Source organism: Nocardia sp. NPDC057272 (assembly GCF_042668615.1).
In the GTDB taxonomy this organism is placed as follows: domain Bacteria; phylum Actinomycetota; class Actinomycetes; order Mycobacteriales; family Mycobacteriaceae; genus Nocardia.
Genome location: NZ_JBHUYK010000032.1, coordinates 1 through 19,992 on the forward strand (window position 1 = coordinate 1; position 19,992 = coordinate 19,992).

Genomic DNA, 19,992 nt, shown 5'->3' on the forward strand with positions numbered 1-19,992 from the left:
GCGGTGGGTCCGCCGCGCTGCGGGGGTGGGCGGCCGCCCCGACGATCTGGTGCCGTTGCGTAGGCGACGAAGGAGCAAGCAACGGCACCTGATCGTCGGGACACCCTCGGCCGCGAACTCGAGCGCGCCAGCGCTCCAATAAACTCAGCTCATGACTGCCGAACAGGCCGCTGCGGCGATTGCCGAACGTACGGGAGTGCCGCGTCATCGCGTGGCCGTGGTGCTGGGATCGGGGTGGCAGGAGGCAGCAGCCGAGATCGGCGCGCCGCGTGCCTCGATCCCCATGACGGAGCTACCCGGCTTCGGCAAACCCAGTGCTCAAGGGCACGGCGGCATGGTGCATTCGGTCACCGTGAACGACAACAACGTGCTGCTGCTGATGGGCCGTCAGCACCTCTACGAGGGCTACACACCGCAGCAGGTGGTGCACCCGGTGACCGCGGCGATCGCGGCGGGCGCCGAGATCGTGCTGCTCACCAATGCCGCGGGCGGGCTCAGGGCGGGCCTGCAGGTGGGTGAGCCGGTGCTGATCGCCGACCACATCAACCTCACCGCGCGCACCCCGCTGGTAGGCGCGCGATTCGTCGACCTGGTCGATGCCTGGGATCCCGAATTGCGGGCGCTGACACGGGAAATCGATCCGAGTCTGACCGAGGGTGTGTACGCCGGGCTCATCGGCCCGCAGTACGAGACGCCCGCCGAGATCCGCATGCTCGCGACCATCGGCGCCGACCTGGTCGGTATGTCGACCGTACTCGAGGCGATCGAGGCACGTTCACTGGGCGCGAAGGTGCTCGGCATCTCACTGGTCACCAATTTGGCCGCGGGCGTTACCGGCGAACATCTTTCGCACGCGGAGGTGCTGGCCGAGGGGCAAGCCGCGGCGCCCCGGTTGGGCAAGCTGCTGCGCGGCATTCTGGAGCGCGTGTAGATGCTGCGCTTCGGAACCGCGGGCCTGCGTGGACCGTTGCGTGAGGGCCCGAACGGGATGAACGTGACGACGGTGTCGCGGGCCACCGCCGGGCTGGCCGACTGGCTGCGCGAACGCTGCCTCGGCGGTGGCGCGGTAGTGGTCGGGCGCGACGCGCGGCACGGGTCGGCGGAGTTCGCCACGGCGACCGCTGAGATCTTCACTGCCGCGGGCTTTCCCGTCACGGTGCTGCCGGATCCGGTGCCGACTCCGGTGGTGGCGTTCGCGGTGCGTGAGCTGGGTGCGGTGGCGGGGGTGCAGATCACCGCCTCGCACAATCCGCCTTCCGACAACGGTTACAAGGTGTACCTCGACGGTGGGTCGCAATTGATCGCGCCCGCCGACAGCGAGATCGAGCAGCGCATCGAGGCGGTTGTCGAACCTGTCGCACGGGAAGCTGTCTCGACCTCCGGTGCCGACCTGGTCGATCGCTATCTCGAGCGCGTCGCGGAATTGCCCCGGCTGCTGGGCGGTCCCGGCGAACGGGCGGATGTGCGGATCGCGCTGACCGCGCTGCACGGGGTCGGCGGTGAGCTCGCGGTGCGCGCGCTGGCCGCGGCCGGGTTCACCGATGTGCGGGTGGTCGAGGAGCAGTTCGCTCCCGACCCCGACTTCCCCACCGTCTCCTTCCCCAATCCGGAGGAGCCGGGCGCCGCCGATCTGTTGCTCGCGCTGGCCGAGCGGGTCGATGCCGACGTGGCGATCGCCCTGGATCCCGATGCCGATCGGTGCGCGCTCGGAGTGCCGGGCCCGGATGGTTGGCACATGCTGCGCGGCGACGAAACCGGTGTGCTGCTGGCCGACTACGTGCTGCGCACGCACCCCACCGACCCACTGGTCGCCACGACCATCGTGTCCTCACGCCTGCTGTCGAAGCTGGCCGCCGCGCGCTCGGCCCGCTACGCCGAGACCCTCACCGGCTTCAAATGGCTGGCCAGGGCGGGCGACGGACTCGTCTACGCCTACGAGGAGGCCATCGGACACTGCGTCGACCCGTCCAAGGTCCGCGACAAGGACGGCATCTCGGCCGCGGTGGCCGCCGCCGATCTCGTCGCCCTGCTGAAGGCTCAGAGCACCACGCTGCAAGCCGAACTCGACTCCTACGCTGTCGAATTCGGTCTGCACGCCGGCGGCCAGGTCTCCCTGCGTCTACCCGACCAGGCCGCCGCGAGCGTGCTGGTCGCCGCCCTGCGCGCGAACCCACCCAGCGACATCGCCGGCACCCCGGTGAAATTCACCGACCAGGCGCAGGTCCGCGGCCGACTCCGCACCGACGCACTGATCTTCGACGCCGACGACTTCCGCATCGTCGTCCGCCCCTCGGGCACCGAACCCAAGCTCAAGTGCTACCTGGAGGTATTCGCCCCGGTCGCCGACCGAGACGACCTGAGCGACGCGAAACAGCTCACCGCTCAGCGTCTCTCCCAGCTCACCACGTTCTGCCGGTCGCTGGCAGCGGGCGAGGAATAGTTCAGCGGGGGCCGAACTGGCGGTCGCCCGCGTCGCCGAGGCCGGGGACGATGTAGGCGTTCTCGTTGAGTTTCTCGTCGATGGCGGCGGTGATCAGGCGGACCGGGAGGCCCGAGTCCGCGAGGGCGGCAACGCCTTCGGGGGCCGAGACGACGCAGATGGCGGTGATGTCGGTCGCGCCGCGGGCGACGAGCAGTTCGATCGTGTGGCGCATGGAACCGCCGGTCGCCAGCATCGGATCGAGGACGAAGACGGGCAGACCGGTGAGGTCGGCGGGCAGCGACTCGAGGTACGGCACCGGCTCGTGGGTCTGCTCGTCGCGGGCGATGCCGACGAAGCCGACGCGGGCTTCCGGCACGAGTTCGGCTGCGGCGTAGACCATGCCGAGCCCGGCGCGCAGCACCGGAACGAGCAGTGGGGGCGCCGCCAGGCGGACGCCCTCGGTGACCGCGACCGGCGTGTCGATGGGCTCGCGCACCACCGGCGCGTCGCGCAGCGCCTCGTACATGAGGATGCCGGTGAGATCGGCCAGAGCATTGCGGAAAGTGGCGTTGTCGGTCCGGGCGTCCCGCATGGTGCTGAGCAGGGCCGCGGCGAGTGGATGATCGACGGTGTCGGTGCGCATGAAAAGACGATAGGGTCGCTTGGCGCTTCGCGCCTACGACCGCTGGGGAAATTTTCGCGGTAGTAGGGAACCGAATGCGGAGTCGGTGCGTCCAAGATACTGAGTGACGTACTCTGCCCGGGAACTCGAGGATTGGGGGAAGTTCGATGACGAAAAAAATGTCGGCCGATGCCGAAGGCATCGTCGCGTACAGCGCAGCTGCTGAGGTGATGGCCACGGAACTGGCCACGGCGGCGGCTGGTTCGGCTGCCTCCGACCCCACCCTGCTCGGCCCCATCATGGGCCTCATCGGCGGCGACTTCACCGCCGCCTACTCTGCCGCGCACGCCGGTCACGTGGCGTCGATCGCCCAGCTGTCGGCGGTCATGGGGAGCATGGGGCTGGCCACCGCCAGCGCCGCGACCACCCTCGTCGAGACCGACCTGAACAACGCGGCCGGGCTCACCGCCGCCGCGGGCGACATCGGTGCCGAAGCATGATCGACCTCACCGGCCTGGCTCAGCCCCTCCTCGATCTGCTGTCGAGCTTCGGCACCGGCGTACTCGGCACCGGCGGCGCGTCCGACGGCTTGCGCTCGACCTCGACCAACCTCGACCAGATCTATCAACAGGGCCGCAACAGCATCAACAACGTGAACACCGCGTGGGACGGCCAGGCCGTCGACGCGGCCACCGCCAAGGCGCTGCGCGTGCAGACCTCCTCGGCCACCCTGAGCGACAACGGCACCGAGATGGCCACCGTCGTCGACCAGGCCGCGGCCTATGTGGAGACCGGGCAGAAAGAGCTCGACGGAATCGTCAACTCGTTCCTGTCGCAAGTGTCCGCGCTCAGCCCCACCCTGGGCACCCCGGCCGGTCTGACCGCCGTGGTGAGCTCGGCGATCGACCACATCGGTCAGGGCATGGGCGTCGTCGGCCGGGTGCAGGACGAACTCGGCACCCAGACCGCCGCGATCCAGGAACTCACCCCCGCCCCGTCGAGCACGTCGCTGGCGAGCGTCTCGTCCGGCGCGAGCAACCTCGTGTCCTCGGCGTCGAGTTCCGGCCTGCTCTCCACCGCGGCGAGCACCGGCAGCACAGTGCTCAGCGCCATGGGTTCCGGCCTGTCGACCGCCATGGGCGGCAGCAACAGCAGCAGCAGTACCTCGAAGTCGACCACTACCGGTGGGACCTCGGCGGGCACGGGCGGATCGACGGGGTCATCGGCCGGTTCGTCGACAGGGTCCGGTACCGGAGTCAAGATCACCCTGCCCGACGGCAGCACCGTCGAGGCGCCCAACGAGAAGGCCGCGACCGCGGTCCGCTCGGCCATCGGCGCCGTCGGCACCCCGTACGTCTGGGGCGGCAACGACCCCCAGTCGGGCATCGACTGCAGCGGGCTCACCAAGTACGCCTACGGCGAGGCCGGGGTCGAACTGCCGCGGCTGGCGCAGGAACAGCACATCGGCAATCCTCAGGTGTCCCCCGGTGACCTGATGCCGGGCGATCTGGCGGTGTGGGACGGCCATGTCGCCATGGTCGTCGGCAACGGGCAGCTCGTCGAGGCGGGCGATCCGGTTTCGATCAGTTCCATCCGAACGGAGAACAGTGGCATGGAGTTCTACGGCTTCTACAGGCCTACCGAATGAGCGGCACGCCGATCCCCGAGGTCCCCAATGTGGAGTCCGCGGTCAGCACCAACCGCTCCGGCACGATCTCGGTCCGCGCGACCAGCATGGGTCTGCCGATCGCGCTCAAGTTCGAACGCAGCGAATACCAGTTCGGCGCTCAGGCGCTGGCCGACGAGATCCTGCGCCTGACCCGGCGCTCGACCATCGCCGCCGCGGCTCGGCTGCGCGAGGTCTACAGCGAGCAGGCGCAGATTCCCGATGAACTGCTCGACAAGATGAACCTGCCCACCCGGCGTCAGGCGGTCGACGAGCTCGATCGCATCGATGACGCAGACACCGGTCAGACGAGCTGGATGAGGCCACTGTGAGTGCGGAAATGGATGCCCTGGTCGCGGGCGTCACCGGAAAGCTCGAGGCGCTCGAGGCCGCGCTGTACGGGTTGAAGCAGGTCAACGGGCGGTTCACCACCGAGGACGGGCTGGTCACCGCCGAGGTGAACAGCGACGGCGCTCTCGTCGCCCTGACGCTGGACGAAGCCATCACCACGCTGGCGCCCACCGAGGCCGCCGCACTCATCCTGTCGGCCTGCAAACAGGCCACCGAGACCGCCGGTGAGGCACGTTCCAACATCATTGCGACACTGAACGAATCGCTCGCCGGCCCGAGTGCACAGTCCGACGGGCAATTAGCACCCGGGCCGGATAGTGCCCGGCGCTCGAGCTAGCTAGGCTTCGCGTCATGGCTTCTGGAGACATCGTCCCGATCGAGCTCGGTCTGACCGATGGCGATCTCGTCACCCTGTGGGCACCGCGCTGGCGCGACGGTGACGACGAGTGGGAGGCGTTCCTCGGTCACGAGGACGACCTCTACGGATTCGAGTCCGTTGCGGAGCTGGCGGCGTTCATCCGCACCAACTCCGACAACGACCTCGTCGACCACCCGTCCTGGGCGGTCATCGCCGGACTTTCGGCCGCTGAGCTGGAGCCGGAGGAGAATTTCAGCTTCGATCTGGTCTCCGTGCCGGAACTGGCGGCGGGCGACCCGGACGTCGACGTCGTCGGCGAGCTCGAGGACACCCTGGCGATGGTGCGCAATATCGCCGAGGTGTGCGAGCTCGACGTGGTGACCAAGTTCTTCGGCAACAACCCGGTACTCGGTGCGCTGGCCAGCGGGGCGAGCACCTTCGTCGGCCGCGACGGTGAAGAGCTGTGGGACCAGGTCGGTGCCGCGATCGTCAAGGGCTGGGACGACGTGCTCGACGCGATCGACAGCGTCGTCAGCACACCCGACGTCGACGCGGCCGCGGTGGCCGTCGCCGAGGCGGAGCTGCTGGCGGCCGAGGAGAACGAGGTCGACGCCGACGATGTCGCCGAGGAGGAGGAAGAGTTCGAGAACGTCGACCTCTCCGCCGCCGACGAGGACGAAGAGGAATCCTTCTGGGACGAGGTCGGCATCGACCCTGTCAAGATCGTCACCTCCGACGGCGAGCAGTTCACCCTGCGCTGCTACCTCGACGACGAGCCGATCTTCCTCGGTGACGGCCGCACCATCACCGTCTTCGGTTCCGAGCGCGCACTGGCCCGCTACCTGGCCGACGATCACGAGCACGAGCTGTCGCGGGTGTCGACCTACGCCGAGGTGCAGACCGCGGCGGTGGACGGTTCGCTCGAGGTCGAGGTGACCGACGAGAACGTCTACGTGCTCACCGGTCTGGTCGACGATCTGGCCGAGGGCCCCGAGGCGGTCGATATCGAACAGCTCGATCTCGCGGTCGAACTGTTCAGCGACGCGGCCGACTACGCCGATGACGACAGCGTGGAAACGGCTCTCGCGCAGTCGAACCCGCTCGGCTGGTACGTCTCGTACCTGCTCAACCCGGATCCGAACCGGATGGCGCCGAACCCGCCGTACGCGTCGGAGGCCCAGCAGTTCCGCGACTTGCAGCGTGCGTTCGAAGCGCGGCTCGTCAGCGAATAAGAGGTCCCGCAGTCGGCAGTGAGGACATGGGTAACTCATCGGGGACGAGCGAACCCGACCCCCAGCGTTACCGGTAGCCGCGTCGCTACCGGTAACGCACCCGAGTCTGGCTAGAAGTCGCGGAGAGGCGGGACAGCCTAGCCGAGCAGGACCGCGTAACCCGGCTTGATCACTTCGTCGATGATCTTCAGCCGGTCCGGGAACGGGATGAAGGCCGACTTCATGGCGTTGATGGTGAAGCGTTCCAGGTCGCTCCAGCCGTAGCCGAAGGTGTCCACCAGCTTGAGCATCTCCTCGCTCATGGAGGTGTCGCTCATCAGGCGGTTGTCGGTGTTGACGGTGACCCGGAAGCGCAGGCGGGCCAGCAGGTCGAACGGATGCTTGTCCAGCGAGGGCACCGCGCCGGTCTGCACATTCGACGAGGGACACAGTTCCAGCGGCACCCGCATATCGCGCACATAGTTCGCGACCAGGCCGAGCCGGGCGTCCTCGATGTCGCCCGGGACGCTGATGTCGTCGGTGATGCGCACTCCATGGCCCAGCCGATCACAGCCACAGAACGCCAGCGCCTCGTGAATCGACGGCAGGCCGAACGCCTCACCCGCGTGAATCGTGAAGTGCGCGTGGTTGGCTCGCAGATACTCGAACGCGTCCAGGTGCCGGGTGGGAGGGAATCCCGCCTCGGCGCCCGCGATGTCGAACCCGCCCACCCCGGCGTCCCGGAACCGCACGGTCAATTCCGCGATCTCCCGCGACCTCGCCGCATGCCGCATCGCCGTGAGCAGGCACGTCACCCGAACGACGTTGCCCTGTTCCCCCGCGATCGCCTCACCCTCCCGGAACCCCGCGAGGGTGTGCTCGACAACCTCGTCGAGCGTGAGGCCCTTTTCGAGGTGCTGCTCGGGCGCGAACCGCACCTCCGCGTACACGACCCCGTCAGCGGCGAGATCGATCGCGCACTCCCGCGCCACCCTGCGCAAACCCTCCGGGGTCTGCATCACCGCGACCGTGTGCGCGAACGTCTCCAGATACCGCTCGAGCGATCCGCTGTCGGCGGCGTCACGAAACCACGCCCCCAGACTCTCGGCATCGGAAGCGGGTAATTCGTCATAACCGCAATCAGCGGCCAGCTCTAGCACCGTCGAGGGCCGCAGACCACCATCGAGGTGATCGTGCAGCAAGGCCTTCGGTGCGCGTCGGATCGAAGCAAGGTCAAGGGGCGCCGGTCCAGTCATGTATAGACGGTAGCGGCCCGCGCCGATCCCGGCAGCGAAGTCCCCACGTGGCAACCGTCTCGTTGATTGTCCGTCCCGCAAAGGACTGTTGCGGGCCATCCGCGTGCGCGACCCCAGCGGCTCGCACCTACTCGATCCGCCCGAGCACCAGCTCCCCTGGCTTACCGTCGGGCGCGGAATCGATCGTCACAGCATCGGCGAGAGCAGCCGAAGCCCCGGCGAACGCCTCCGGCGTATCGGTGTGCAGCGTCAACAAGGGCTGACCCGCCACCACCGAGTCCCCTGGTTTGGCATGCATCTCGATGCCGGCCCCCGCCTGCACCTTCTCCCCTTGCCGAGCACGCCCCGCACCGAGCCGCCACGCGGCGAGTCCCACCCCCATCGCGTCGAGCCGGGTCAGCACCCCGCTCGATTCCGCCCGCACGATCTCGCTGTGCCGCGCGACCGGCAGCGCGGCGTCCGGGTCACCGCCCTGCGCCTGAATCATCGTGCGCCAGTGATCCATCGCCCGACCGTCAGCGAGAACATCGGCGGGATCGACCCGCAACCCCGCCTGCGCGACCATCTCCCGCGCCAGCGTCAACGTCAGCTCGACCACATCCGCAGGCCCCCCACCAGCGAGAACTTCCACCGACTCGGCCACTTCCAGCGCATTGCCCGCGGTGCGCCCGAGCGGTGTATCCATCGCGGTGAGCAGCGCGACGGTCTTCACACCCGCATCGCGCCCGAGCTCGACCATCGCGGTGGCGAGTTCCCGAGCGCCGTCGAGCGTCTTGAGGAAGGCACCCGAGCCGACCTTCACATCCAGCACCAGCGCCGCTGTCCCCTCGGCGATCTTCTTGCTCATGATCGAACTCGCGATCAACGGAATCGACTCGACCGTCCCGGTCACATCCCGCAGCGCGTAGAGCCGCTTGTCGGCGGGGGCGAGATCGGCGCCCGCGGCGCAGATCACCGCGCCGATCGCCGGGTCGGTCAGGATCTCGCGCATCCGGGGCACCGTCACATCGGCCTGCCACCCGGGAATCGACTCGAGCTTGTCCAGCGTCCCACCGGTGTGCCCGAGCCCTCGCCCGGACAACTGCGGCACCGCAGCCCCACACGCGGCCACCAGCGGAGCCAACGGGAGGGTGATCTTGTCGCCGACCCCACCGGTCGAATGCTTGTCGACGGTCGGTCGCGGCAGGTCGGTGAAGTCCATCCGGGTACCCGACCCGATCATCGCCGTCGTCCACCGGGCGGTCTCGCGCCGGGTCATCCCCCGCCACACGATCGCCATGGCCAGCGCCGACATCTGCTCGTCGGCGACGATCCCCCGGGTGAACGCGTCCACCACCCAGTCGATCTGTGCGTCGGACAGCTCGCCGCCGTCGCGCTTGGTAGTAATGACCGAAACCGCATCCAGTGCCGTCATGGCGCCCAGTCTGGCACTGCCGACCGACTACTGCTTCCCGGCCGCCAGATCATCCAGCCCGAAGGCGTAGGGCAGGAGCTCAGACAGCGGCTTCGGGCCGTCGGCGTGGTCCACCAGTAGTTCGCCGCCGCCGTGTTCGAACAGCAGCTGACGACAGCGCCCACACGGCATCAGGATTTCGCCGCGAGAATCGGTCACCGAGACGGCGATGAGACGGCCGCCGCCCGACGCGAATAAGTTACCGACGAGTACACATTCGGCACACAGGGTTAGCCCATATGAGACATTTTCCACATTGCATCCGCTCACAATTCGGCCATCCGCGCTGAGAGCAGCGGCGCCGACGGGGAAACCCGAGTACGGGGCGTACGCCGACCCCATTGCCCGAATTGCCATGTCATGCAACGTATTCCAGTCGATTTCGGGCATCGATAACCTCCAGCCGATCCCGCCGAACACCGGGAAACAGAGGCCGGAACCCCAGTATCCGGCATCGAGAAAGGTAAACCTAACTCGCCTGTTTTACGCGCAACGCACGGCACGCCGAATTAGTTCCGCGAAACAGAGGGGATTAGAGTTCACCGAAGATCGGTTCAGGTTCCCGGCGGCGGGCCAGCGCTCGAGAATACAGCGCAGCCACCTGGGCATTTGCCTCTCCACGCATGCCGGCGTCGGATCTGTGACCGGGTCCATCAACGACGTTGGAGGCACCGCACTCTATGACCACGATAGAAGCTCCGGCTCCGGCCCAGCCGAAGCGGAAGACGCTGTACCGCGGCGACCCCGGCATGTGGTCCTGGGCGCTGCACCGGATCACCGGTGTCACGCTGTTCTTCTTCCTCTTCGTCCATGTGCTGGACACGGCACTGGTCCGGGTCAACCCGGACACCTACGACCACTCGATCGCGATCTACAAGAACCCGATCGTGGCGTTGATGGAGATGGGTCTCGTCGTCGCCGTCCTGTTCCACGCCCTCAACGGCGTCCGGGTCATTCTGGTCGACTTCTGGTCCCAGGGTCCGCGATTCCAGAAGCAGATGCTGTGGATCGTGCTCGCCATCTGGGTTCTGGTCTCCGCCGCCGGCGTCGGCCGCCAGTTCTTCTACCTGCTGACGGAGCACTGATATGTCTGCACCTGTCCTCGGCAAGTCCTACGATCGCCCGGCCAGCCTCGACTCCCCGCGTTCGCCGCGTGGCAAGTCGAACGGCAACTTCGAGAAGTACGCATGGCTGTTCATGCGCATCTCGGGCCTGTTCCTGATCGTGCTGGTGCTCGGCCACATGTTCATCATGCTGATGATCGACGGTGGCGTGAACCGCCTGAACTTCGCGTTCGTGGCCGGCCGCTGGTCCAGCCCGTTCTGGCAGTTCTGGGACCTGTCCATGCTGTGGCTGGCTCAGCTGCACGGCGGCAACGGTCTGCGTGTCATCATCGACGACTACTCGCGCAAGGACTCCACCCGGTTCTGGCTCAAGACCATTCTCGTGGTTTCGATGGTCCTGGTCGTCGCTGTCGGCACGTACGTCATCTTCACCTTCGACCCCAACATCACAGGTTAGGAACAGGCCACCTCGCATGAGTGAATCCCGTCCGATTCAGGAGCATCGCTACGACGTGGTCATCGTCGGCGCCGGTGGCGCGGGCATGCGCGCGGCGATCGAGGCCGGCCCGCGCGCTCGCACCGCGGTCCTGACCAAGCTGTACCCGACCCGTAGCCACACCGGCGCGGCCCAGGGTGGCATGTGCGCCGCACTGGCCAACGTCGAAGAAGACAACTGGGAATGGCACACCTTCGACACCGTCAAGGGTGGCGACTACCTCGTCGACCAGGACGCCGCGGAGATCATGGCCAAAGAGGCCATCGACGCGGTCATGGACCTGGAGAAGATGGGCCTGCCGTTCAACCGCACGCCCGAGGGCAAGATCGACCAGCGTCGTTTCGGTGGCCACACCCGTGACCACGGCAAGGCGCCCGTGCGTCGCGCGTGTTATGCCGCCGACCGCACCGGTCACATGATCCTGCAGACGCTCTACCAGAACTGCGTCAAGCACGACGTCGAGTTCTACAACGAGTTCTACGTGCTCGACCTGGTGATGACCGAGTCCGATCGTGGCCCCGTCGCCACCGGCGTCGTCGCCTACGAGCTGTCGACCGGCGACATCCACATCTTCCACGCGAAGTCGATCGTGTTCGCCACCGGCGGCTCGGGCCGCATGTACAAGACCACCTCGAACGCGCACACGCTGACCGGCGACGGCATGGCGATCGTGTTCCGCAAGGGCCTGCCGCTCGAGGACATGGAGTTCCACCAGTTCCACCCGACAGGCCTCGCGGGCCTGGGCATCCTCATCTCCGAGGCTGTGCGTGGTGAGGGCGGCATCCTGCGCAACGCCTCCGGTGAGCGCTTCATGGAGCGCTACGCCCCCACCATCAAGGACCTCGCGCCGCGTGACATCGTCGCCCGCTCGATGGTGCTCGAGGTGGCCGAGGGCCGCGGCGCCGGTCCGAACAAGGACTACGTCTACATCGACGTGACCCACCTCGGCGCCGACGTGCTCGAGGAGAAGCTGCCCGACATCACCGAGTTCGCGCGCACCTACCTCGGCGTCGACCCGGTCTCCGAGCTCGTGCCCGTCATGCCGACCTGCCACTACGTGATGGGCGGTATCCCCACCCGCATCCGTGGCGAGGTGCTGCGCAACAACACCGACGTGGTCCCCGGCCTCTACGCCGCCGGTGAGTGCGCGTGCGTGTCGGTGCACGGCGCGAACCGTCTCGGCACCAACTCGCTGCTCGACATCAACGTGTTCGGCCGTCGCGCCGGCATCGCGGCCGCCGAGTACGCCAACCGCACCGAGTTCACCGAGATGCCGGAGAACCCGTCGCAGATGGTGATGGACTGGCTCGAGCTGATCCTGTCCGACCACGGCAACGAGCGCGTGGCCGACATCCGCACCGAGCTGCAGGCCACGATGGATGCGAACGCGGGCGTGTTCCGCACCGAGGAAACCCTCAAGAAGGTCCTCACCGACATCCACACGCTCAAGGAGCGCTACACCCGGATCACGGTGCAGGACAAGGGCAAGCGCTACAACAGCGACCTGCTCGAGGCCGTCGAGCTGGGCTTCCTGCTCGAGCTGGCCGAGGTCACCGTCGTCGGTGCGCTCAACCGCAAGGAATCGCGTGGCGGCCACGCTCGCGAGGACTACCCGGACCGCGACGACGTGAACTTCATGCGGCACACGATGGCGTACAAGGAGGGCCCGGAGCTCATCTCCGAGATCCGCCTCGACTTCAAGCCGGTGGTGCAGACCCGCTACGAGCCGATGGAGCGTAAGTACTGATGACTGCTGTTATCGAACCCACCAAGCAGAAGCCGGCGCCGGTCCCCGAGGGCTCGGTCATGGTCACCGTCAAGATCGCCCGGTTCAGCACCGAGGACGACAAGGGCGCGCACTGGGACACGTTCCAGGTGCCGGTCCTGCCGACCGACCGCTTCCTCAACGTGCTCATCTACATCAAGTCCTACCTGGACGGCACCCTCACCTTCCGGCGCTCCTGCGCCCACGGTGTGTGTGGCTCCGACGCCATGCGGATCAACGGTGTGAACCGGCTGGCCTGCAAGGTGCTGATGAAGGACATGCTGCCCAAGGGCGACAAGACCCTCACCATGACCGTCGAGCCGATCCGCGGCCTGCCCGTGGAGAAGGACCTCGTGGTCGACATGGAGCCGTTCTTCGACGCGTTCCGCGCGGTGAAGCCGTACCTGATGACCTCGGGTAACGAGCCCACCCGTGAACAGATCCAGAGCCAGGCCGACCGGGCCCGCTTCGATGACACCACCAAGTGCATCCTGTGCGCCTGCTGCACCACGTCGTGCCCTGTGTACTGGACCGACGGCAGCTACTTCGGCCCGGCCGCGATCGTGAACGCCCACCGCTTCATCTTCGACAGCCGTGACGAAGGCGCCCGCGAGCGCCTCGACATCCTCAACGACGTCGAAGGTGTCTGGCGCTGCCGCACCACCTTCAACTGCACCGACGCGTGCCCTCGTGGCATCGAGGTCACCAAGGCGATCCAGGAAGTCAAGCGGGCCCTGCTCTTCACCCGCTGACCCTTCTCGTCTTTACGTCACTGGCCGCCTGCATCCGAGATGCGGGCGGCCAGTGCTATTTCCAGCTACTGCTGTTATGGGCTAACGAAAGTACGACTGGTTTCGCCGCTCGTTCATCTCGATCAGCTCATCCTCTGTCAGGTCGTCATCAGGATGAGCCGCCCGCACCCGCTCTACCTGCGACGAAGGCATTTTCTTGTCGGCTGCCCGGGAAATGGATTCGAGCACGTCTTCGATCCTGGGATCGGCTTTCAACTCCGCCATTCGGTCACGAACGTTCTGCCTGGACTCGACCAGGGCTTCCTTTGCCAGCTGCACGATAAGCGCCGCAAGTTCTTTCCCATACGGGGTGACTGATTCGGCGATACGAAGAGACTCGAGCGTGCCGTCTGCGGAAACCTCTACCGAAACGCCGTGACGCTCCGCGCCCGCCCGGTCAGTCATCAATGCGCGATGAACAGCCTCCATCCTTCCATTGATCGGATCAACATCAGACCCCGACAAAGTCACAAAACCGCCTTCCCATCCATCGATACAGTTGTGCTAGCGTAGCAACCCGTCCGCAGGGGAGAGGATCGCAACTTGTCCGACCTATATGTCGACACTGATGGAATCAACGAAATGATCGGCGCGCTCACAGCATCACAAGAAGCCCTCGGAAGGGTGCCTACCAGCGGCTTCATCGCAGCGATAGAGGCAGCGCTTCCAGGATCCGGACTCGGTCACACGTACATGAAGGCCGGGTGGCGTGGGGGCGCAAGCCTTCGTGGTGTCGGAGGACAGCTTGTGGAGATCAATAATTCCGCGACGCACAGTCTGGCTGAGTATCAAGCTCAGCAGCAACGCCAGGTCGCTGATTTCCAGAACCTTGAAAACGGTCCACGATGACCTCGACCCCACCCACCGTGTCACAAATCAAGAGTTGGTCGTTCGATGCCTTGACCAGTCAGGCGGACGAGTGGGCGGCCAGCACTCGATTGATCACTGATGAGCATTCGACGATAACCACACAAATGTCCAATTCGCCTGGCTTCTGGCAAGGACCCGCCGGTGACGCGATGCGAGCCAAAGGCGACGAAGCGCGGACCTCTCTTTCTAAGGTGGTCGGAGCATTCGAAGACTCACACAAAGCCACGCGATCCATCGCCCAAATTCTCAGTTTTGCCAAAGCTGCGGCCGTCGACGCAATATCGGCCGCAGAGGATTTGAAACTCACAGTGAGCGAAGATGGCTCCGTTGACTATTCTGAAGAGCTCATAGCTTGGCTGATAAACGAGGACAAGCAGAACCTCACGACCGCCCTCGCGATCGCACGGAAGCTGGCATGGCAGCATGAAGTCTCAGTGAAGACGACGCTTGCCAATGCAGCGCAGTCAGCGGAAGACGCGCGGACGGCGATCGACAAAATCTTTTCCGAGGTTCCGATTCCACCGAACGCCGAGCTAGATCAGATCAAATTCAGCTACCAGACAGGCGTAGATCCGGCCGGTATGACAAAGTGGCCAGACGGCGCATTGGCCGCGACGCTTCAAGTCCTCACGTTGGGATCAATCGATCCCAAGGATGTCACACAAAGCGAAGCCGAGATGCTGAACAATCTCAGTCTCGCAGATCAGGCGCGTTTTCTCATTCTTTCCGATGAAGCATCGGCAGCCGCCGAGGAAGCTTATCCCGGCATAGCTACACAGGACAGTCATGTCGACGCGTACAGGCACACATACTGGAATGCAATGATGACCCAGGAGTTCGGTGCAGAGTGGACCCAAGAATACGCGACCAAACACGAGGGACGAGCAGACAACGCTGCAGTTCGCGAAGCGATGGACCTGCACAATAACGAAGTCGGACGTAAGATCGGCGCGGCAAACCCACAGGCAAGCTCCGCCGAGATGCGGGAGTTGGTCCAGCAGGCAGTAGATGGTGGCGATACGGTCCTCATCGATCGCGATCAAAATCTGGCCTGGACCGGCGATGTAAAACCAGGCTCCTCGGTTGTTTCCGAAGAATTCGATCGGAATCCAATCTTCTTACCAGGAACGCCCTTGCCGAACAGCAACCCTTCCCCGAACAGGCCGAATTCCTGAGCATAGAGTGGAGATTAAAGCGATGGCGATGAGGTGGATGGCTGTTTCCACGCTTGTGCTGGGCACAAGCGCAACAACGCTTACCGGCTGCGATTCGTTGAATGCGGGAGAATCAGTTGAGGTCGCTTCGGAGCCAACCGGCTGGGATGCACCATTCTCCCAACTGCTGGCATCACATAACAGTTCGAAACTGGGTGACGTCGTTCGAAATACGGGCGTGCCCGTCGAAGAATGGGATAAACTGTACAGTTTCACCGGCGACGCCTCTCCAGAACGCGTAAATGATACTGTTGGAATTGGCGATATAGAATGGGTGAACCGCTCACGCAGCACTGACGTCACTATGCACGTCTTCGTCAGCAATGGGAAGGTGGTCTACGCATTCAACGATCAGCAACCCCGCAACGGAGCGACAAGTGGTGCGTTCTCGACACCTACCGCGACTGTGACACCGCGCGCTATTGAGCGCGGCTACCCGACAAACGACACCGTCTGGGTACTGGATATCAGCGGTGGCGAATAGCCAGGCCCCATCCTCAACGACGTCGAAGGTGTCTGGCGCTGCCGCACCACCTTCAACTGCACCGACGCGTGCCCTCGTGGCATCGAGGTCACCAAGGCGATCCAGGAAGTCAAGCGGGCCCTGCTCTTCACCCGCTGACCTTTCCCGCTACACAGGCCGTCCGCACCGAAAGGTGTGGGCGGCCTTTGTCGTTCGTCGGCACTTGCGGGGAATGACGACAGGGTGGATAGTGTTACTATCCATAGTAGATAGTGTCAGTATCCATTCTGGGAGTACTTATGATCACCCTCGTCGCCCTGGTCGGCTCGCTCGTCGTCTTTCGCACGCTCGGAGCGCTCGGCGTGACCCGATTCGCCTCGTGGTCCGTCAGCGCCGCCCACGCGCTGGCCGTCATGCTGGTGATGACGGGCACCGCGCACTTCAGGCCCGCGAGCGTCACCGTGATGCCCAACTACGCCGACATGGTCGCCATGATCCCGCCCTTCGTCCCGTTCCCCGGCTTCATGGTCCTGGCCAGCGGCGTCCTGGAACTTCTCGCCGCGCTCGGCCTGATCCTCACCCGCACGAGGTGGATCGCGGGCTGGGCCCTGGTGCCGCTGTTCCTGTTGCTCCTGCCCGCCAACATCTACGCGGCCCTCAACGACATCCCGTTCGCGGGTGAGCCCGCATCGCCCCTGTGGCAGCGAATCCCGGAACAAGCGCTCTACATCGGGTTCGCGGTATGGGCGACCCGATCGGCACCCCGAGTCCTGCCCGCAATACGGCGACAGGAGCCGTCGCCGATCTGAACACCTGACCGACAAAGGCCATCAGCATCGAATGATGTTGGTGGCCTTAGTCATTGACAACCAGTACCCCTACCTCGTGCTGACGCAACATGTCCCGTCATACGCACTAGCGGTAATGGGAAGCCGCGTCCAAGACGGCGGTTCGATAGGAACGGCCGAAGAGGACGGCGTGGGCCAGGAGGAGGTGGAGCTGATGGAGGGGGATGCGGGTTTGCCAATCGGGGGCCAAGGGGTGGACGTCGTTGTAGGCGGCGACGATTCGGGAAAGGTAGGGGGCGCCGCCGAAGAGGGACAGGGTGGACAGGTCCGTTTCGGGGTGGCCTCCATGGGCGGCGGGGTCGATCAGCCAGGGGGTGTCGGAGGGGCCCCAGAGGATGTTGCCCGGCCAGAGGTCGCCGTGGATTCGGGCAGGGGCTTCGTCGGGGGCTTCGATGTGAATCGATTCGATGCCGGTGGCGTCGGCGGGGTCGAGAGCACCCGCGTCGACGGCGAGCTTCAGATACGGCAGGATTCGGCGTTCGCGGTACCAGGTGGGCCAGTCCTCGCCAGGGGTGTTGTCGAGAGGCAGACCGGCGAGGAAACCCGTGGCGGCAGCGCCGAATTCGGGGGCGCCCGCATTGTGGGTCACCGCTAATCCCGCACCGAATCGTTCGGCGGCGACGGCGGTCGGCTCGGCGTGGTCGACCCACTGCATCAACAGCAGTTCATCGGTCTGCGCGTACAACTCCGGCACCGCGACACCACCGGCCTCTCGCAGCCAGCGCAGCCCCTGCGCTTCCGCCGCGAAGAGTCCGGACGGAGCGGGCGCCCGCTCGGCGGTCGGGGCGGCGGACACCCCGCCGGGCCAGGTCTTCAGGAACAGATGCGTCCCATCGTCGAGCGCGATCCGCTCGGCGACGCTGATCGACCCACCCGCTACGGGCGTCGTGCGCAGCCGCTGGTGAGCGAGGAACGTCGGAAGCAGGTGCGGGTGCGCACGCAGAAACGGCAGGTCCACGCCGCCATCTTGCCCAGGACGGCCGGTGGTGGTCAGCGAATCGGGGGATCCCAGGCCCGGACCACGCGTCCCGAGCCCATCGAACCAGTTTGTGAACAGGTATTACTAAACACTGTTCATAAACGGTGCCGACGTGGTTTCATCGTGGTGAACGTGTTCCACATCACGGTGCGAAGTCCGCGCACCGGATCGAAGGAGACTGCCGTGACCAGCACAAACATCCCCGCGGGATTCGATTTCACCGATCCCGACCTCCTCGCCAGCCGATTGCCGATCGAGGAGTTCGCGCAATTGCGACGCACCGCGCCGGTCTGGTGGTGCGCGCAGCCCGACCGCGCCAGCGGGTTCGACGACGGCGGGTACTGGGTGGTGTCCAAGCTGGCCGACATCAAGGAGATCTCGAAGAATCCGGAGGACTTCTCCTCGCACGAGAACACGGCGATCATCCGGTTCAACGAGGAGACCACGCGCGAGCAGATCGACATGCTCGGCAACATGCTCATGCTGAACCTGGATCCGCCGCAGCACACCAAGATCCGGCGCATCGTGTCGAAGGGCTTCACCCCGCGCGCGGTGGAGAACCTGCGGGCCGCGCTCACCGAGCGGGCCGAGAAGATCGTGTGGGAGGCCAAGAAGTCCGGTCGCGGCGACTTCGTCGAGCAGATCGCGTGTGAGCTGCCGCTGCAGGCCATCGCCGAACTGATCGGCGTGCCGCAGGAGGACCGCATGAAGCTGTTCGACTGGACCAATCAGATGATCTCCTACGACGATCCGGAGTTCGAGGGCAATCACCACACCGCGACCGCCGAGGTGATGGGCTACGCCTGGAACATGGCCGAACAGCGTCGCGGCTGCCCGGCCTCCGACATCGTCACCCAGCTGGTCAACGCCGACGTCGACGGCGAGCACCTCGGTTCCGACGAGTTCGCGTTCTTCGTCATCCTGCTCGCGGTGGCGGGCAACGAGACCACCCGCAACTCGATCACCCACGGGATGAAGGCCTTCGTCGACAACCCGGACCAGTGGGAGCTCTACAAGCAGCAGCGCCCGCGCACCGCACCGGACGAGATCGTGCGCTGGGCGACGCCGGTGACCGCGTTCCAGCGCACCGCGACGCGTGACCTGGAACTGGGCGGGCAGCAGATCAAGAAGGGCCAGCGGATCGGATTGTTCTACAGCTCGGCCAATTTCGACGAGGACGCCTTCGCCGACCCGTTCCGGTTCGACGTGCTGCGCGATCCCAACCCGCACGTCGGCTTCGGCGGCACCGGTACGCACTACTGTGTCGGCGCGAATCTGGCCCGCCTGGAGATCGACCTGATGTTCAATGCCATTGCCGACGCGATGCCGAACCTGCGCCAGGTCTCCGATCCGGTGCGGCTGCGCAGCGGCTGGCTGAACGGCATCAAGCGGTGGGAAGTCGAATACGCTTGAACCGACACATGACCGAAGGGGTGGCCGCTTGACGGGCAAGGCACGTGGCCGTGTGCCTGTGGTGACCGACGCCGATATCCGGCGGGTCACGCGGGCGCTACTGGCCGAGCAAGGCCCCGATTCGGTCACCCTGCGGGCGATCGCGCGCGAACTCGGCGTCACCGCGCCCGCGCTGTACCGGCACTATTCCTCGCGCGACGAGTTGATCGAGCGGATGCGGGTGGAGTTCTGCGCCGATCTGGCCGAGTTCCTCTCGACCGAGATCGAGCCGCTGCCCGACGACGGCGCGGTGCAGTTCCTGGCCATCTGCCGGGGGTTCCGGCACTGGGCGCTGGCGAACCCGCGGGAATTCACCCTGGTGTTCGCCTCGCCCACCTCGGGGCGACCGATGATGCGCCGCTTCGACGAACCCTTCGGCCGGATCTTCCTGGCCGCGGCGGGCAGGCTGCTGGCGAACTTCGAGATCGCCACCCCACCGGGCGAGACCATCCCGGCCGCGCTGCGCGAGGACCTCATCGGCTTCCAGACCGAACTGCTGGCCATGCTCTCGGAGTCGGGACAGAAGTTCCCCGCCGAGAAGCTGGACCTGGGCGTGACGTACCTGATGGTGCAGATCTGGGCCCGGCTGTTCGGCCACGTCACTCTCGAGGTGTTCGGCAATTATCCGATCCCCCTGGCCGATCCGGAGATCATGTTCGACGCCATGCTCGCGGATCTGGCTCGCACCACCGGTTTCGCAGGCTGAGGCGC

At 65.7% G+C, this 19,992-nt stretch carries 22 protein-coding genes and 1 pseudogene; 17 read left to right on the forward strand and 6 right to left on the reverse strand.

The window, feature by feature from the left end; all coding sequences use genetic code 11:
• The first annotated feature begins 151 nt into the window (after positions 1-151).
• The gene (locus ACFULV_RS29980; protein WP_378635530.1) at positions 152-931 is read left to right on the forward strand and encodes a purine-nucleoside phosphorylase; all 780 of its coding nucleotides are present in this window, start codon (positions 152-154) and stop codon (positions 929-931) included.
• On the forward strand, positions 932-2,440 hold the full coding sequence (locus tag ACFULV_RS29985) for a phospho-sugar mutase (protein WP_378662515.1): 1,509 nt from the start codon (positions 932-934) through the stop codon (positions 2,438-2,440).
• 1 nt (position 2,441) lies between these two features.
• Here the strand turns inward: ACFULV_RS29985 and upp are convergent, their stop codons facing one another.
• Positions 2,442-3,065, reverse strand: a complete 624-nt coding sequence (gene upp / locus ACFULV_RS29990; protein WP_378635525.1) for a uracil phosphoribosyltransferase — start codon at positions 3,063-3,065, stop codon at positions 2,442-2,444.
• 146 nt (positions 3,066-3,211) lie between these two features.
• Between upp and ACFULV_RS29995 the strand changes: the two genes are divergently transcribed.
• From ACFULV_RS29995 to ACFULV_RS30015, 5 genes are read left to right on the forward strand one after another with little or no spacing between them, the layout of a single operon-like run.
• Entirely contained in the window at positions 3,212-3,544 is a 333-nt protein-coding gene (locus ACFULV_RS29995) for a hypothetical protein (RefSeq protein WP_378662518.1), read from the forward strand.
• Positions 3,541-4,692, forward strand: coding sequence for an NlpC/P60 family protein (locus tag ACFULV_RS30000; RefSeq protein WP_378662521.1), 1,152 nt, complete (start codon positions 3,541-3,543; stop codon positions 4,690-4,692). The genes ACFULV_RS29995 and ACFULV_RS30000 overlap by 4 nt, the downstream gene beginning before the upstream one ends.
• Complete coding sequence (locus ACFULV_RS30005; RefSeq protein WP_101464284.1) at positions 4,689-5,042, forward strand: hypothetical protein; 354 nt, start codon at positions 4,689-4,691, stop codon at positions 5,040-5,042. The genes ACFULV_RS30000 and ACFULV_RS30005 overlap by 4 nt, the downstream gene beginning before the upstream one ends.
• Positions 5,039-5,398 carry a YbaB/EbfC family nucleoid-associated protein gene (locus tag ACFULV_RS30010; protein WP_378662523.1) on the forward strand — a complete coding sequence of 120 codons (360 nt, stop codon included), beginning with the start codon at positions 5,039-5,041 and terminating at the stop codon, positions 5,396-5,398. The genes ACFULV_RS30005 and ACFULV_RS30010 overlap by 4 nt, the downstream gene beginning before the upstream one ends.
• Positions 5,399-5,412: 14 nt before the next feature.
• Positions 5,413-6,651, forward strand: coding sequence for a primosomal protein (locus tag ACFULV_RS30015; RefSeq protein WP_378635515.1), 1,239 nt, complete (start codon positions 5,413-5,415; stop codon positions 6,649-6,651).
• Between the two features lie 137 nt (positions 6,652-6,788).
• On the opposite strand, the gene ACFULV_RS30020 is transcribed toward ACFULV_RS30015, so the two are convergent.
• From ACFULV_RS30020 to ACFULV_RS30030, 3 genes are all read right to left on the reverse strand, one after another.
• The gene (locus tag ACFULV_RS30020; protein ID WP_378662526.1) at positions 6,789-7,886 is read right to left on the reverse strand and encodes an adenosine deaminase; all 1,098 of its coding nucleotides are present in this window, start codon (positions 7,884-7,886) and stop codon (positions 6,789-6,791) included.
• 127 nt (positions 7,887-8,013) lie between these two features.
• The gene (locus tag ACFULV_RS30025; RefSeq protein ID WP_378662529.1) at positions 8,014-9,300 is read right to left on the reverse strand and encodes a thymidine phosphorylase; all 1,287 of its coding nucleotides are present in this window, start codon (positions 9,298-9,300) and stop codon (positions 8,014-8,016) included.
• A gap of 27 nt (positions 9,301-9,327) precedes the next feature.
• Positions 9,328-9,729, reverse strand: coding sequence for a cytidine deaminase (locus ACFULV_RS30030; protein ID WP_378662532.1), 402 nt, complete (start codon positions 9,727-9,729; stop codon positions 9,328-9,330).
• A gap of 290 nt (positions 9,730-10,019) precedes the next feature.
• On the opposite strand from ACFULV_RS30030, the gene sdhC reads away from it, so the two are divergent.
• Genes sdhC through ACFULV_RS30050 form a run of 4 tightly spaced genes read left to right on the forward strand, consistent with a single transcriptional unit; the run spans position 10,020 to position 13,416 of the window.
• Positions 10,020-10,424 carry a succinate dehydrogenase, cytochrome b556 subunit gene (gene sdhC / locus ACFULV_RS30035; protein ID WP_266296386.1) on the forward strand — a complete coding sequence of 135 codons (405 nt, stop codon included), beginning with the start codon at positions 10,020-10,022 and terminating at the stop codon, positions 10,422-10,424.
• 1 nt (position 10,425) lies between these two features.
• Positions 10,426-10,860, forward strand: a complete 435-nt coding sequence (locus ACFULV_RS30040; protein ID WP_194826025.1) for a succinate dehydrogenase hydrophobic membrane anchor subunit — start codon at positions 10,426-10,428, stop codon at positions 10,858-10,860.
• A gap of 34 nt (positions 10,861-10,894) precedes the next feature.
• On the forward strand, positions 10,895-12,646 hold the full coding sequence (sdhA, locus tag ACFULV_RS30045) for a succinate dehydrogenase flavoprotein subunit (protein WP_378635801.1): 1,752 nt from the start codon (positions 10,895-10,897) through the stop codon (positions 12,644-12,646).
• Positions 12,646-13,416: a succinate dehydrogenase iron-sulfur subunit gene (locus tag ACFULV_RS30050; protein ID WP_378635503.1), complete on the forward strand. Its 771-nt coding sequence runs from the start codon at positions 12,646-12,648 to the stop codon at positions 13,414-13,416. Before sdhA ends, ACFULV_RS30050 begins: the two co-directional genes overlap by 1 nt.
• 81 nt (positions 13,417-13,497) lie before the next feature.
• On the opposite strand, the gene ACFULV_RS30055 is transcribed toward ACFULV_RS30050, so the two are convergent.
• Positions 13,498-13,926: a YbaB/EbfC family nucleoid-associated protein gene (locus tag ACFULV_RS30055; protein ID WP_378662535.1), complete on the reverse strand. Its 429-nt coding sequence runs from the start codon at positions 13,924-13,926 to the stop codon at positions 13,498-13,500.
• 374 nt (positions 13,927-14,300) lie between these two features.
• Between ACFULV_RS30055 and ACFULV_RS30060 the strand changes: the two genes are divergently transcribed.
• The 4 genes and pseudogenes from ACFULV_RS30060 to ACFULV_RS30075 all read left to right on the forward strand — a co-directional run bounded on the left by ACFULV_RS30060 (position 14,301) and on the right by ACFULV_RS30075 (position 16,811).
• Positions 14,301-15,500 carry a DUF6973 domain-containing protein gene (locus ACFULV_RS30060; protein WP_378662538.1) on the forward strand — a complete coding sequence of 400 codons (1,200 nt, stop codon included), beginning with the start codon at positions 14,301-14,303 and terminating at the stop codon, positions 15,498-15,500.
• Between the two features lie 7 nt (positions 15,501-15,507).
• A complete protein-coding gene (locus ACFULV_RS30065; protein ID WP_378662541.1) occupies positions 15,508-16,023 on the forward strand; it encodes a hypothetical protein in 516 nt (171 codons plus the stop codon).
• Positions 16,024-16,032: 9 nt separating this feature from the next.
• A pseudogene (locus ACFULV_RS30070) lies at positions 16,033-16,161 on the forward strand (succinate dehydrogenase iron-sulfur subunit); the annotation flags it as partial.
• Between the two features lie 140 nt (positions 16,162-16,301).
• Complete coding sequence (locus ACFULV_RS30075; protein ID WP_378662543.1) at positions 16,302-16,811, forward strand: hypothetical protein; 510 nt, start codon at positions 16,302-16,304, stop codon at positions 16,809-16,811.
• A 106-nt stretch (positions 16,812-16,917) separates the two neighbouring features.
• On the opposite strand, the gene ACFULV_RS30080 is transcribed toward ACFULV_RS30075, so the two are convergent.
• Positions 16,918-17,808 (reverse strand): fructosamine kinase family protein, encoded by an 891-nt coding sequence (locus tag ACFULV_RS30080; protein ID WP_378662545.1) that lies wholly within the window; start codon positions 17,806-17,808, stop codon positions 16,918-16,920.
• A gap of 204 nt (positions 17,809-18,012) precedes the next feature.
• Here ACFULV_RS30080 and ACFULV_RS30085 point away from each other — a divergent pair, with 204 nt between their 5' ends.
• Positions 18,013-19,242, forward strand: a complete 1,230-nt coding sequence (locus ACFULV_RS30085) for a cytochrome P450 (protein WP_378635489.1) — start codon at positions 18,013-18,015, stop codon at positions 19,240-19,242.
• A 28-nt stretch (positions 19,243-19,270) separates the two neighbouring features.
• Positions 19,271-19,987, forward strand: coding sequence for a TetR/AcrR family transcriptional regulator (locus ACFULV_RS30090; protein WP_378635486.1), 717 nt, complete (start codon positions 19,271-19,273; stop codon positions 19,985-19,987).
• Positions 19,988-19,992: the final 5 nt, after the last annotated feature.